Annotated in this window: 13 protein-coding genes; 9 read left to right on the plus strand and 4 right to left on the minus strand. The window is 69.8% G+C overall.

Features of this window, described 5'->3' with window-relative positions:
* The first annotated feature begins 213 nt into the window (after window positions 1-213).
* From ACFWI4_RS13210 to pstB, 7 genes are all read left to right on the plus strand, one after another.
* Window positions 214-2,445: an RNA degradosome polyphosphate kinase gene (locus tag ACFWI4_RS13210; protein ID WP_385399677.1), complete on the plus strand. Its 2,232-nt coding sequence runs from the start codon at window positions 214-216 to the stop codon at window positions 2,443-2,445.
* Complete coding sequence (locus tag ACFWI4_RS13215) at window positions 2,426-3,484, plus strand: CHAD domain-containing protein (protein ID WP_387194653.1); 1,059 nt, start codon at window positions 2,426-2,428, stop codon at window positions 3,482-3,484. The genes ACFWI4_RS13210 and ACFWI4_RS13215 overlap by 20 nt, the downstream gene beginning before the upstream one ends.
* Before the next feature lie 10 nt (window positions 3,485-3,494).
* On the plus strand, window positions 3,495-3,908 hold the full coding sequence (locus ACFWI4_RS13220) for an NUDIX hydrolase (RefSeq protein ID WP_387194656.1): 414 nt from the start codon (window positions 3,495-3,497) through the stop codon (window positions 3,906-3,908).
* Window positions 3,909-4,370: 462 nt separating this feature from the next.
* The gene (gene pstS / locus ACFWI4_RS13225; RefSeq protein WP_387194659.1) at window positions 4,371-5,501 is read left to right on the plus strand and encodes a phosphate ABC transporter substrate-binding protein PstS; all 1,131 of its coding nucleotides are present in this window, start codon (window positions 4,371-4,373) and stop codon (window positions 5,499-5,501) included.
* 100 nt (window positions 5,502-5,601) lie between these two features.
* Window positions 5,602-6,606 carry a phosphate ABC transporter permease subunit PstC gene (gene pstC, locus ACFWI4_RS13230; protein WP_387194688.1) on the plus strand — a complete coding sequence of 335 codons (1,005 nt, stop codon included), beginning with the start codon at window positions 5,602-5,604 and terminating at the stop codon, window positions 6,604-6,606.
* The gene (gene pstA, locus ACFWI4_RS13235) at window positions 6,603-7,661 is read left to right on the plus strand and encodes a phosphate ABC transporter permease PstA (protein ID WP_387194663.1); all 1,059 of its coding nucleotides are present in this window, start codon (window positions 6,603-6,605) and stop codon (window positions 7,659-7,661) included. The genes pstC and pstA overlap by 4 nt, the downstream gene beginning before the upstream one ends.
* Window positions 7,662-7,708: 47 nt before the next feature.
* Window positions 7,709-8,485 (plus strand): phosphate ABC transporter ATP-binding protein PstB, encoded by a 777-nt coding sequence (gene pstB, locus ACFWI4_RS13240; protein WP_385399692.1) that lies wholly within the window; start codon window positions 7,709-7,711, stop codon window positions 8,483-8,485.
* 259 nt (window positions 8,486-8,744) lie between these two features.
* On the opposite strand, the gene ACFWI4_RS13245 is transcribed toward pstB, so the two are convergent.
* Together ACFWI4_RS13245 and ACFWI4_RS13250 are read right to left on the minus strand one after the other, a co-directional pair.
* Entirely contained in the window at window positions 8,745-9,743 is a 999-nt protein-coding gene (locus tag ACFWI4_RS13245; RefSeq protein ID WP_387194666.1) for an anion permease, read from the minus strand.
* 7 nt (window positions 9,744-9,750) lie between these two features.
* Window positions 9,751-10,371, minus strand: coding sequence for a DUF47 domain-containing protein (locus ACFWI4_RS13250; RefSeq protein ID WP_037622416.1), 621 nt, complete (start codon window positions 10,369-10,371; stop codon window positions 9,751-9,753).
* A 237-nt stretch (window positions 10,372-10,608) separates the two neighbouring features.
* Here ACFWI4_RS13250 and ACFWI4_RS13255 point away from each other — a divergent pair, with 237 nt between their 5' ends.
* A complete protein-coding gene (locus tag ACFWI4_RS13255; protein WP_385399698.1) occupies window positions 10,609-10,965 on the plus strand; it encodes a metal-sensitive transcriptional regulator in 357 nt (118 codons plus the stop codon).
* Between the two features lie 120 nt (window positions 10,966-11,085).
* Here the strand turns inward: ACFWI4_RS13255 and ACFWI4_RS13260 are convergent, their stop codons facing one another.
* Both ACFWI4_RS13260 and ACFWI4_RS13265 read right to left on the minus strand, forming a co-directional pair.
* The gene (locus ACFWI4_RS13260; protein ID WP_387194670.1) at window positions 11,086-11,274 is read right to left on the minus strand and encodes a hypothetical protein; all 189 of its coding nucleotides are present in this window, start codon (window positions 11,272-11,274) and stop codon (window positions 11,086-11,088) included.
* A 133-nt stretch (window positions 11,275-11,407) separates the two neighbouring features.
* Window positions 11,408-12,241, minus strand: a complete 834-nt coding sequence (locus ACFWI4_RS13265) for a hypothetical protein (RefSeq protein ID WP_387194673.1) — start codon at window positions 12,239-12,241, stop codon at window positions 11,408-11,410.
* Window positions 12,242-12,360: 119 nt separating this feature from the next.
* Here ACFWI4_RS13265 and ACFWI4_RS13270 point away from each other — a divergent pair, with 119 nt between their 5' ends.
* The gene (locus ACFWI4_RS13270; protein WP_387194676.1) at window positions 12,361-12,531 is read left to right on the plus strand and encodes a hypothetical protein; all 171 of its coding nucleotides are present in this window, start codon (window positions 12,361-12,363) and stop codon (window positions 12,529-12,531) included.
* Window positions 12,532-12,757 lie beyond the last annotated feature (226 nt).

Here is a 12,757-nt window from a genome sequence, read left to right on the forward strand (position 1 = left end):
TGTCGCCGTAACCATCGATTCAGGTGACCTTGCGACGCTCGAGCAATGCAGCCCGCCGTGCCCGAGCCTTCTCCCCCGCCGGAGAACGAGTCCGCACCGTCCACGCGGAGTCAGCGTACGCCCGCCGAACGGAACGGAAAGTTCCGCATCAGCGCGCTGGTGCCCGCCCTCTCCGACGCGCCGGTCTCGCCCTCGGCACGGAAGAATAGGTCCATGAACCAGCGAAGCGCCCAGGCACCCGTGCAGCACCCGCAGCCCTCGGTCGGCTCCATCGCCGCCCACCGTCCGCACACCGTCGCGGCGAACGTGTCCGATCTGGAGCCCGATCTCGACGCCGACCTCGACGAGTACGAGGACGCCGGGCAGGACGGGATCATGCTGCCGCAAGGCCGCTTCCTGGACCGCGAGCGCAGCTGGCTGGCGTTCAACGAGCGCGTCCTGGAGCTCGCGGAGGACCCGAACACGCCCCTCCTGGAGCGCGCCAACTTCCTGGCGATCTTCGCCAGCAACCTGGACGAGTTCTTCATGGTCCGGGTGGCCGGACTCAAGCGCCGCATCGCCACCGGCGTGGCCACCAAGTCCGCCTCCGGCCTCCAGCCCCGCGAGGTCCTGGAGATGATCTGGGCCCGCTCCCGGGAACTCATGGCCCGGCACGCGGCCTGCTACCAGGAGGACGTCGCCCCCGCGCTCGCGGAGGAGGGCATCCACCTCGTCCGCTGGAGCGAGCTGACCGAGAAGGAGCAGGCCCGCCTGTTCACTCTCTTCCGGCACCAGATCTTCCCGGTCCTGACCCCGCTGGCGGTCGACCCCGCGCACCCCTTCCCGTACATCTCGGGCCTGTCCCTGAACCTCGCCGTCGTCGTGCGGAACCCGGTCAGCGGCCACCGCCACTTCGCGCGCGTCAAGGTCCCGCCGCTGCTCTCCCGCTTCCTGGAGGCCTCCCCGAACCGCTACGTCCCCATCGAGGACGTGATAGCGGCCCACCTGGAGGAGCTCTTCCCCGGGATGGAGGTCCTGGAGCACCACACCTTCCGCCTCACCCGCAACGAGGACCTGGAGGTCGAGGAGGACGACGCCGAGAACCTGCTCCAGGCCCTGGAGAAGGAGCTCATGCGGCGCCGCTTCGGCCCGCCGGTGCGCCTGGAGGTCGAGGAGTCCATCGACCGCTACGTCCTGGACCTCCTCGTGCGCGAACTGAAGATCTCTGAGGCCGAGGTGTACCCGCTGCCGGGTCCCCTGGACCTCACCGGCCTCTTCGGCATCGGCGCCCTGGACCGGCCCGAGCTGAAGTACCCCAAGTTCATCGCGGGCACCCACCGCGACCTGGCGGAGGTCGAGTCGGCGTCCCCGCCCGACATCTTCGCCGCCCTGCGCGAGCGCGACGTCCTGCTGCACCACCCGTACGACTCCTTCTCCACCTCGGTGCAGGCCTTCCTGGAGCAGGCCGCGGCCGACCCCGACGTGCTCGCCATCAAGCAGACGCTCTACCGCACCTCCGGCGACTCCCCGATCGTGGACGCGCTGATAGACGCGGCCGAGTCCGGCAAGCAGGTCCTCGTCCTGGTCGAGATCAAGGCCCGCTTCGACGAGCAGGCGAACATCAAGTGGGCCCGCAAGCTCGAAGAGGCCGGCTGCCACGTCGTGTACGGCCTCGTCGGCCTCAAGACCCACTGCAAGCTGTCGCTCGTGGTCCGGCAGGAGGGCGAGACCCTGCGCCGCTACTCCCACGTCGGCACCGGCAACTACCACCCGAAGACCGCCCGGCTGTACGAGGACCTCGGACTGCTCACCGCCGACCCCCAGGTCGGCGCGGACCTCTCCGACCTCTTCAACCGGCTCTCGGGCTACTCGCGCCGCGAGACCTACCGCCGTCTGCTCGTCGCGCCCAAGTCGCTGCGCGACGGACTGATCGCGCGGATCAACAAGGAAGTCCAGCACCACAAGGCCGGGCGTCCCGCCTTCGTCCGCATCAAGGTCAACTCGATGGTGGACGAGGCGCTCATCGACTCCCTGTACCGCGCTTCGCAGGCCGGCGTGCCCGTCGACGTGTGGGTGCGCGGCATATGCGCCGTCCGTCCCGGCGTCACGGGCCTGTCCGACAACATACGGGTCCGCTCCGTCCTCGGCCGCTTCCTGGAGCACTCCCGGGTCTTCACCTTCGGCAACGGAGGCGAGCCCGAGGTGTGGATCGGCAGCGCCGACATGATGCACCGCAACCTCGACCGGCGGATCGAGGCCCTGGTCAGGGTCACCGACCCGGCTCACCGCGCAGCCCTCAACCGGCTGCTGGAGACCGGCATGTCCGACACCACGGCCTCCTGGCACCTCGGCCCCGACGGCGAGTGGATCCGCCACGCGACCGACGCGGAGGGACAGCCCCTGCGGAACGTCCAGGAGATGCTCATAGACGCCCGGAGGCGCCGGCGTGGCACAGCAGCACCTTGATCCCCCCACCGGCTCCGTGGCCGGGACGGCCCCCCTCGACGAGGAGGACATCCCGATCGGTGACGCCCTCGCGGGCTATCTGCGGGCCCAGGCCACGGAGTTTCTCCGCTCGCTGCGCCAGCACCGGGAGACCGGCGGCGCGGCGAACGGAGGAGGGGAGTCCGGCGACGCGGCGCGCTCCCTGCGCCACTCCGCCCGCCGCATCAGCGGCAGCCTGCACACCTTCCGGCCGCTCCTCGACGCGGACTGGTCGGAGGGGATGCGGCCCGAACTGGCCTGGCTCTCGGGCACGCTGGCGCGCGAACACGCCTACGCGGCACGCCTGGAACGGCTGATCGGCGCCCTGAACCGGCTGTCCGGCACGGCCGCCCTGCCCGGCCAGAGCGGACGGTCCCCGGGCCCCGCCCCCAAGGCGGGCAGTCTGACCGTCGGCGCCGCGAAGGCGGGCGCGCTCCTCGACCGCCAGCTGACGCTCGCCCGCACCCGCGCCCACTCTGCGGCCCTCCAGGCGCTCGGCTCCTCCCGCTTCCACGCCGTCGCCGACAGCGTCGCCGTCCTCGCCAGCGAGGTCCCGCTGGCCCCGGCCGCGGACGGCGCCGATCTGCGTCCGCTGGCCGCCGCCGCGAAGGACCGGCTCGCCGACGCCGTCACCGCGCTGCCGCTGGTGATCGCCGGCCGCCCCTACAACGCCGAGGCCCTGGTGCACGGCCTCTCCGCCGACACCGCTCCCCAGCCGCAGGACGCGCCCTGGCACCAGGTCCGGCTGCTGCTGCGGCTGCACCGCTACGCCCACGAGGTGCTGCACCGCGGGGAGTGCCCCGTCGACGTACGGCTGCTCGGCGCGGGCACGGCCCTCAACCGGCACCGGGACGCGGCGGAGGCGGCCTCCGCCGCGGCGTCCGCGGCACGCACCCCGCGCATCGCGCCGGCGACGGCGTACGCGCTCGGTGTGCTGCACGCCGACCAGCGGCACGAGGTGGAGGCGGCCCGGTTCGCCTTCCAGCAGGCCTGGCAGAAGGAAGCCGTACGCACCCCCTGAGGGAGGCCCCATGGCCGACGACACCATCCACGCGGCGGGCTGCGTCCTGTGGCGCCGCTCCCCGGTCGACGCCGAGCTGGAGATCTGTCTCGTCCACCGGCCCAAGTACGACGACTGGTCGCACCCGAAGGGCAAGCTGAAACGCGGCGAGGGGTTCCTGACCGGCGCGCTGCGCGAGGTCGGGGAGGAGACGGGTTACGACGCCGTCCCCGGCGCCGTCCTTCCCACGCTCCACTACGACGTCGCCGGACGCCCCAAGGAGGTCCGCTACTGGGCAGCCGAGGCGGCCGCCGGCCGGTTCGCCCCGAACGACGAGGTCGACCGCGTGCTCTGGCTCTCCCCCACCGCCGCACGCCACCGGCTGACCCAGCCCCGCGACCGCGACCTGGTCGACGCGCTGCTGGACGCGCTGCGACCGGCCTGACGTGTTCCCCTGGAGGGAAGGGCGCCGCCCCCGGGCATCCGGCGCGGCGCCCCGTCATGCGCGAAAAGCGGTCCCCGGTGCGCCGCGGACGGACACGCACCGTAGTGACCGCACCCTTCGCTGTTGCTCATGAGGAAATCGGGGCGAATGAGCTATGACGGGAACGCGGGCATCGTCCACCTGGTACTCACCCGTTCGATTACCTGGAGTTTCCCTTCCGGACCCCTCTGCCGGGACATACCCGTGTCCTCGACGTGAGCGTTCCGTGACCTCACCGCACCGCCGTCAGGGGTTCACCCCCCGTTCACTTACGGCCTTCGGCGCCTTCACCTGATCTGCTTAATTTCGGCCTTACGCGGTGCGAAGGACGCCTCGGGGCGAACCCTCCACCTCGCTACGGACCGCAGTACACAGACATCGCACGCCGCCACCTGACGGCGGCTCCTGGAAGGAACTCCCGAAGTGAAGCTTCAGCGCATGAACCGGCGGGCCCTCACCCTCGGTGCTCTCGCCGTCTCCGGCGCCCTGGCCCTCACGGCGTGCGGTTCTGACGACACCGGCAAGTCCAGCGGTGGCGGCAGCTCGGCCTCGGCCAGCAACACCAGCTCCATCAAGTGTGACAACGCCAAGGGCCAGCTGCAGGCCTCGGGCTCCTCCGCGCAGAAGAACGCGATCGACGCCTGGACGAAGTCCTTCACGGCCGCCTGCAAGGACGTCCAGATCAACTACAACCCGACCGGTTCGGGCGCGGGCGTCACCGCGTTCACCCAGGGCCAGACCGCGTTCGCCGGTTCGGACTCGCCGCTCAAGCCCGAAGAGGCCACGGCCGCGAAGAAGGTCTGCAACAACAACAACGCGGTCGACCTGCCCATGGTCGGCGGTCCCATCGCGATCGGCTACAACGTCCCGGGCGTCGACAACCTGGTCCTGGACTCCGCCACGCTCGCCAAGATCTTCGACGGCAAGATCACGACGTGGAACGACGCGGCCATCAAGGCGCTGAACCCCACCGCGAAGCTTCCCTCCACCAAGATCCAGGCGTTCCACCGCTCGGACGAGTCCGGCACCACGGACAACTTCACCAAGTACCTCATCGCCACCGCCCCGTCGGACTGGAAGTACTCCGGCGGCAAGGCCTGGCAGGCGAAGGGCGGCCAGTCCGCCCAGGGTTCCGCCGGTCTCGCCCAGCAGGTGAACCAGACCCCCGGCGCGATCTCGTACTTCGAGCTCTCCTATGCCACGGGCAGCATCAAGGCCGCGTCCCTCAAGACCGCCGCCGCCACCCCGGCCGCCGCCACCGTCGAGAACGCCACCAAGGCCATCTCCACCGCCAAGGTCGTCGGCACCGGCAACGACCTGGCCCTCCAGCTGAACTACAAGCCGACCGCCGACGGCGCCTACCCGCTGACGCTGGTCACCTACGAGATCCTCTGCGAGAAGGGCAACAAGGCCGACACGCTGGCCGCGACGAAGGCCTTCCTCACCTACACCGCGAGCGAGGACGGCCAGAAGCAGCTGACCGCCGCCCAGTACGCGCCGATCCCCGACGAGATCATCACCAAGGTCCGCTCCGTCGTCTCGAACCTGAGCTGACCCGAGTGTGCGGCCCGCCTCGCCGAGGCGGGCCGCACCGTCCGGTGCACCGCCGCCTGGAGCCGCGACTCGATCCGGCTCCGCAGACCGGAGACTCATGATGGACATATCGACACAGAACGCTGAAGCACCTCCCCCCAGCCCACGATCGTCGGCCGCCGGCAAGCGCGCCGCCCGCGGTGCCACCCGCCCCGGAGACCGCATCTTCCTCGCGCTCTCCCGCGGTTCCGGCATCCTCCTCCTGGTGATCATGGCCGCCATCGCGGTCTTCCTCACCTACCGCGCCTCGCTCGCGCTCAGCAAGAACCACGGCAACTTCCTCACCACGTTCGAGTGGAACACCGGCCTCACCCCGCCGGTCTTCGGCATCGCGGTGCTGGCCTTCGGCACGGTGGTCTCCGCGATCATCGCCATGGCCCTCGCGGTCCCGGTCGCGGTCGGCATCGCCCTGTTCATCACGCACTACGCCCCGCGCAAGCTCGGCGGGCCCATCGCGTACGTGATCGACCTGCTCGCCGCCGTCCCCTCCATCGTGTACGGCCTCTGGGGCGCCATCGTCCTGGTCCCGCACATGAACGGGCTGTTCGGCTGGCTCAACACCTACCTCGGCTGGACGGGCATCTTCAGCTGGCAGCAGGGCGCGCCGCGCTCCATGCTCACGGTCGGCATCCTGCTCGCGATCATGGTCCTTCCGATCATCACCAACGTGAGCCGTGAGGTCTTCCGCCAGGCACCCCAGATGCACCAGGAAGCCGCACTGGCCCTCGGCGCCACACGCTGGGAGGTCATCCGCATGTCGGTGCTGCCCTTCGGCCGCTCCGGCGTGATCTCCGCCTCGATGCTCGGCCTCGGCCGCGCGCTCGGCGAGACGATGGCCGTCGCCACCGTGCTCTCCCCGACCTTCGACATCCAGGCCAGCCTGCTCGATCCCGGCGGCGGCACCTTCGCCCAGAACATCGCGGCCAAGTTCAACGAGGCCACCGTGTTCGGCCAGGACGCCCTGATCGCCTCGGGTCTCGTCCTCTTCGTGATCACCCTGCTGGTCAACGGCGCGGCGCGCATGATCATCAACCGCCGCAAGGAGTACTCGGGGGCCAACGCATGAGCAACGCACCCGTCACCCGCAAGCACGCCAGCAGCCTGCGCGGCGGCAGCCTCCCGAAGTGGTCCTCCTGGGCCATCGCCGCGGGATCCATCGCGGTCGGGCTGGGGATCTCCTTCGCCGCCGGCCTGGACAGCAAGATCCAGTGGGGTCTGATCGCCGCGGTCGTCTTCGTCCTCGGTACGTACGTGATCGCCACGCGCGTCGAGGGCCGCCGCCAGGCCAAGGACCGCGTCGCCACCAGCCTGGTCTGGGTCTGCTTCATCGTCGCCGTGGTGCCGCTGGTCTCCCTGATCTGGGAGACCCTCAAGCGCGGCATCAAGGTCTTCGACGTCTACTTCCTGAGCCACTCCATGGGTGTGGTCGCCGACACCGAGACCGGTGGCGGCATCTACCACGCGATCATCGGCACCCTGGAACAGGTCGGCATCGCCTCGCTCATCGCCGTGCCGATCGGCGTGCTCACCGCGATCTACCTCGTCGAGTACGGCCGCGGCAAGCTCGCCAAGGCGGTCACCTTCTTCGTCGACGTCATGACGGGTGTCCCGTCGATCGTCGCCGGTCTGTTCGTCCTCAGCTTCTGGATCCTGATCCTGGGCATGGGCTACTCCGGCTTCGCCGGCGCGATGGCCCTGTCGATCCTGATGATGCCCGTGGTGGTCCGCTCCACCGAGGAGATGCTCAAGCTCGTCCCGAACGAGCTGCGCGAGGCCTCCCTCGCCCTCGGCATCCCGAAGTGGCGCACCATCCTCAAGGTGGTCCTGCCGACGTCCATCGGCGGTATCACCACGGGTGTGATGCTCGCGGTCGCCCGTATCACCGGTGAGACCGCTCCCGTGCTGCTGTTGGTGTGGGGTACGAACTTCATCAACAACAACCCGTTCGACGGCCCGCAGGCCTCGCTGCCGCTGTACATCTACCGGCAGTACGCCGCGGGAACCCCGGCATCCACCGACAGGGCCTGGGCGGCGGCACTCGCGCTCATCCTGTTCGTCATGATCCTCAACATGGGAGCCCGCGCCATCGCGCGCTGGAAGGCACCCAAGACGGGCCGCTGACGCGGCCGATCAGCGACCCGATCCTTCCGAAAGAAGCAGTGACTGACATGGCCAAGCGAATCGACGTAAGCGGTCTGACCGCCTACTACGGCGCCCACAAGGCGATCGAAGACATCTCCATGACGGTCGAGCCCCGCTCGGTGACGGCCTTCATCGGCCCCTCCGGCTGCGGCAAGTCGACCTTCCTGCGCACCCTGAACCGCATGCACGAGGTCACCCCCGGTGGCCGCGTCGAGGGCAAGGTGCTCCTCGACGACGAGGACCTGTACGGCAACGGCATAGACCCCGTGGCCGTGCGCCGCACCATCGGCATGGTCTTCCAGCGCCCCAACCCCTTCCCCACCATGTCGATCTTCGACAACGTGGCGGCGGGCCTGAAGCTCAACGGCAGCTACAAGAAGTCCGAGCTCAGCGACATCGTGGAGCGGTCCCTCAAGGGCGCGAACCTCTGGAACGAGGTCAAGGACCGGCTGAACAAGCCCGGGTCCGGCCTGTCCGGCGGTCAGCAGCAGCGTCTGTGCATCGCGCGGGCGATCGCGGTCGAGCCGCAGGTCCTCCTCATGGACGAGCCCTGCTCGGCCCTCGACCCGATCTCCACCCTCGCCATCGAGGACCTGATCGGTGAGCTGAAGGAGCGCTTCACGATCGTCATCGTGACGCACAACATGCAGCAGGCCGCCCGCGTCTCCGACCGCACGGCGTTCTTCAACCTGTCCGCGGTGGGCCAGCCCGGCCGCCTCATCGAGATCGACGACACGGAGCGGATCTTCTCCAACCCGTCCGTCCAGGCCACGGAGGACTACATCTCCGGTCGCTTCGGCTGACCGGACCGCCTCCCGAAACCCCTCGCGGTGCTGCATGGCGGTGCCACCGCGAGGACGAGAAGGGCCCGCCCCTGGCTCCCGGGGGCGGGCCCGTTCGCGTTCCCCGGGGGGCGGGCCCGTTCGCGATCCTCGGGGGTGGGCCCGTTCCCGTTCCCCGGGGGCCGGGCCCGTTCGTGTTCCCCGGGGGGGGTGGGAAACACCGAGGGCCGGCCCCGAAGGACCGGCCCTTGACGATCAGGCTCAGTGAGAGCGCCCGCTCCTAGAGGAACGCGAGGTTCACGACCCAGAAGCTGGCGGCGGCCACGATCGCGGCCGCCGGCATGGTGATGAACCAGCCGAGGACGATGTTCTTGGCGACGCCCCACCGCACGGCGTTCAACCGCTTCGTGGCCCCGACACCCATGATCGCCGAGGTGATGACATGGGTCGTGGAGATCGGCGCCTTGAACAGGTACGCCGTGGTGAACATGATCGACGCACCGGTCGTCTCCGCCGCGAACCCCTGCGGCGGGTCGAGCTCAATGATCTTCCGGCCGAGCGTCCGCATGATGCGCCAGCCGCCCGCGTACGTACCCAGCGACAGCATCGACGCGCAGACGATCTTCACCCAGACCGGGATCGGGTCGTTCGCCCCCTGCTCGCCGGCGATGACCAGCGCCATCACCACGACACCCATCGTCTTCTGGGCGTCCTGGAGACCGTGCCCGAGCGCCATGCCGGCCGCGGACACCGTCTGCGCGATCCGGAAACCGCGCTTGGTCTTGTGCGGGTTGGACCGCCGGAACAGCCACATGATCAGGGCCATCACGAGATAGCCGACGAGCAGACCGACGACCGGCGACAGGAACATCGGGATGATGACCTTGTCGACCAGCCCGCTCCAGTAGACCGTCGTGCCGCCGGCCAGGGCCGCCCCGACCATGCCGCCGAACAGGGCGTGCGAGGACGAGGACGGCAGACCGAAGTACCAGGTGACCAGGTTCCAGGTGATCGCGCCGATGAGGGCCGCGAAGAGGATGCCCATCCCCTTCGAGCCCTCGGGCGTCTGGATCAGCCCCTCACTGACGGTCTTGGCGACCCCGCTGCCGAGGAACGCGCCGGCGAGGTTCATCACCGCGGCCATGGCGAGCGCGGCCCGCGGCGTCAGGGCACGCGTGGACACCGAGGTGGCGATGGCGTTCGCCGAGTCGTGAAAGCCGTTCGTGTACGTGAATCCGAGCGCGACCCCGATGGTCACGATCAAAGCGAAGGTGTCCATGAACGGGTCAGGACTCCTTGACGGCGATGGTCTCCACCGTGTTCGCCACGTGCTCGAACGCGTCGGCCGCTTCCTCCAGAACGTCCACGATCTGCTTGAGCTTCAGCACCTCGATGGCGTCGTACTTGCCGTTGAACAGGTGGGCCAGCAGCTTGCGGTGGATCTGGTCGGCCTGGTTCTCCAGCCGGTTGACCTCGATCCAGTACTCCGTGAGGTTGTCCATGGTCCGCAGGTTGGGCATGGCCTCCGCGGTCAGCTCCGCCGCCCGCGCCAGCACCTCGATCTGCTGCTCGACGCCCTTGGGGAGTTCCTCGACGTTGTAGAGGACGACCAGATCGACGGCCTCCTCCATGAAGTCCATGATGTCGTCGAGGGACGAGGCGAGGTTGTAGATGTCCTCGCGGTCGAAGGGCGTGATGAAGGAGGAGTTCAGCTGATGGAAGATCGCGTGTGTCGCGTCGTCACCGGCGTGTTCCGCGGCCCGCATACGCTCTGCGATCTCGGCCCGAGCGGAAGCGTCCGCCCCGAGCAGTTCCATCAGGAGCTTCGAGCCCGTGACGATGTTGTCCGCGGATGCGGAGAACATGTCGTAGAAGCTCGTCTCCCTGGGGGTCAGACGAAAACGCACGTTGGGGTCCTCGGGGTGCTTCGATTCGGTCAGGCTGATGCTAGGTGCATCATCCGGCCACGGCTAAGGGGCCGCCACCCAGTGTCGCCCATCAGGCACAGTGATCGGCACGGGGTCCGTCACCGGCGCCGGGCAAGGGGTCCTTACCCAGCAAAGTTCGGTACGATATACCCACCAGGGGTATATGTAAGTGGCGTTTCAGACAGGATCGCCGATCCGATCCAGCAGGAGGACGCGATGACGACCACCGAGGCCGGCGCGACGGCGCCCTCCGGCGACGCGCAGGAGATCGTGACCGACCACGACCGCGGCATCCACGGCTACCACCAGCAGAAGGACGAGCACCTCAAGCGGCTGCGCCGGATCGAGGGCCAGATCCGCGGGCTCCAGCGCATGGTTGACGAGGACGTCTACTGCATCGACATACTCACGCAGGTGTCCGCCTCGACCAAGGCGCTCCAGTCCTTCGCCCTCCAGCTCCTGGAGGAGCACCTGCGCCACTGCGTGGCGGACGCGGCCCTCAAGGGCGGCGCCGAGATCGACGCGAAGGTCGAGGAGGCCACCAAGGCGATCGGCCGCCTCCTGCGCACCTGAACCACGCGACGGCCGCGAACGTCACGCGAACCGTGCGATCCGCGCGAAACCGTGAGAGATACGACGCATGTGACATCCGCGACGCGCGCTCCCCGGACACCGGGACGGGGCCGAAATGGACTAGTCCTCCGCCCGCAGCCGCCCGGGAGCGCGTTCTTCGGCCACTTTCAGCACCGCGTCGATGCTCTCCAGACTGAGCCGGTCCTCGTGCGCCGCCGAGGCCGCGATGATCAGCTCGCCGCACAGGTCGATCTCGGCGAGGGCCACGTGGTCCTGAACTGCCGTACCGCCGAGCGGAGCCACGCGCATCACCTCTTCCTGCCGTCACCGACTTCCTAGAGTAGGGAGCGGCCTACGGACCGCGCATGGCACGGAAGGGCCATTTCCGGCCCTCCTCTGAAGCTACGGCTCCGGATGCTCTTGCCCCGCGCGCCGGAACCCACTACTCCGCGATCTTCCCGGCGTAGATGTCCGAGGCGTCCGGCAGCCGTACGACGGCGGGGCTGCCGAAGTCGTACAGCAGGAGTGTCGAGGCGACCGCGACGGTGCCCCGGCTCTGCCCGTTGACGAAGCTGAACCGGTGCCGGACCTTGCGCAGCCGCCCCTGGTCGTCGAGATAGGCGTCGAAGGGCACCTCGGCGGTGGCGAACCCCTTGGCCGCCGCCGTCAGCGCCGGCCGCTGCCCCGCGGAGGCGTCCCGCGCCGCGGTGCCGAGGTCGGCGGTCCCGCGGTAGTGGCGTACGGGGATCCCGGCGACCTCGGTCCTGCCCACGTACGTCACCGACCGCGCGCCGCGCAGCAGTTCGGCCGCCGCGTACGGGTCGGTGGCCCCGCCCGTGACCAGGTTGCCGTCCGTGAGACCGGCCGTCGCCACGCGCACCCATTTGTCGGCGGGCACCCCGGCTCCCCGGTTCTTCATGAACAGGGCGCCGGGGACGAGGAGTTCGGTGATCGGGCGGTGCTCGGCCGCTCCCGCGGGGTCCTGCGGCAGCAGCACCTTCAGACGCCCGGTCTGCTTCCTGAAGTCGTACACGCCCTGCCCGCGGATGGTGACCCGGGTCCCGCCGGTGGCCATCTCCATGGACGTGCTCGCCTTGGCGCTGCCGGCCCGCTCCAGGGCGGCCACCGCCCGGCGCAGGGTCTCCGTGGCCCCCGGACCGCTGCGCACGTCCTGCGCGGCCGCCCCGCCGCCCGAGCATCCGGTGCCGCAGACCATCAGCCCCGCCGCGACGAACGCGACCAGGACCGCCGCCCGTTCCTGCTGCTGCGCCACCATCGTCCGCCGACCCCCAGCCGGTCCGTCCCGGGCCATCCCGTCGTTCGCGTTAACGACCGGTGGGGACGCCCGGTCACGCGGGAGGGGTCCGTTCACCGGGCTTGGGTAACGTTGTGGGTGTGGAGCACCTGGACGAGGCGGACCCTCTCCCCGGACACCGGACGACCACGGTCGAACAAGGTCCCTTCTGCCTGGCCCGTTGCACCTGCGGCTGGCGGGGCCCGGCCCGCCGCGCCAGGAGCCAGGCCCGCACGGACGCGGCGACCCACGCCCTGACGGCAACCGGCTGACCCGGTCCGCCCCGCCGGCCCGAGGCCCCAGCCTTTCCTCGCCCCCTCCGCCCCTACCCGACCCGTCACCAGGGGCTCCGCCCCCGGCCCCCCGCTCCTCAAACGCCGGAGGGGCTGGATCTCTCACCCGCAGCCGGGTACGCGCCGTCGGGGCCGTGCCGGTACATCGATGGCCGTCGCCACCGACGCCCACACCTCACCCAACGGCGACGGCCTGATGCACCGG

The organism is Streptomyces sp. NPDC127038 (assembly GCF_042725875.1).
GTDB lineage: Bacteria > Actinomycetota > Actinomycetes > Streptomycetales > Streptomycetaceae > Streptomyces.

Excerpts from the sequence above, each read along its gene's own strand:
- ACFWI4_RS13245 (WP_387194666.1), bottom strand. The coding sequence starts at position 9,743 with ATGGACACCTTCGCTTTGATCGTGACCATCGGGGTCGCGCTCGGATTC.
- ACFWI4_RS13210 (WP_385399677.1), top strand. The coding sequence starts at position 214 with ATGAACCAGCGAAGCGCCCAGGCACCCGTGCAGCACCCGCAGCCCTCG.
- ACFWI4_RS13265 (WP_387194673.1), bottom strand. The coding sequence starts at position 12,241 with ATGGTGGCGCAGCAGCAGGAACGGGCGGCGGTCCTGGTCGCGTTCGTC.
- pstC (WP_387194688.1), top strand. The coding sequence starts at position 5,602 with ATGGACATATCGACACAGAACGCTGAAGCACCTCCCCCCAGCCCACGA.
- ACFWI4_RS13255 (WP_385399698.1), top strand. The coding sequence starts at position 10,609 with ATGACGACCACCGAGGCCGGCGCGACGGCGCCCTCCGGCGACGCGCAG.
- ACFWI4_RS13220 (WP_387194656.1), top strand. The coding sequence starts at position 3,495 with ATGGCCGACGACACCATCCACGCGGCGGGCTGCGTCCTGTGGCGCCGC.
- ACFWI4_RS13260 (WP_387194670.1), bottom strand. The coding sequence starts at position 11,274 with ATGCGCGTGGCTCCGCTCGGCGGTACGGCAGTTCAGGACCACGTGGCC.
- pstB (WP_385399692.1), top strand. The coding sequence starts at position 7,709 with ATGGCCAAGCGAATCGACGTAAGCGGTCTGACCGCCTACTACGGCGCC.
- pstA (WP_387194663.1), top strand. The coding sequence starts at position 6,603 with ATGAGCAACGCACCCGTCACCCGCAAGCACGCCAGCAGCCTGCGCGGC.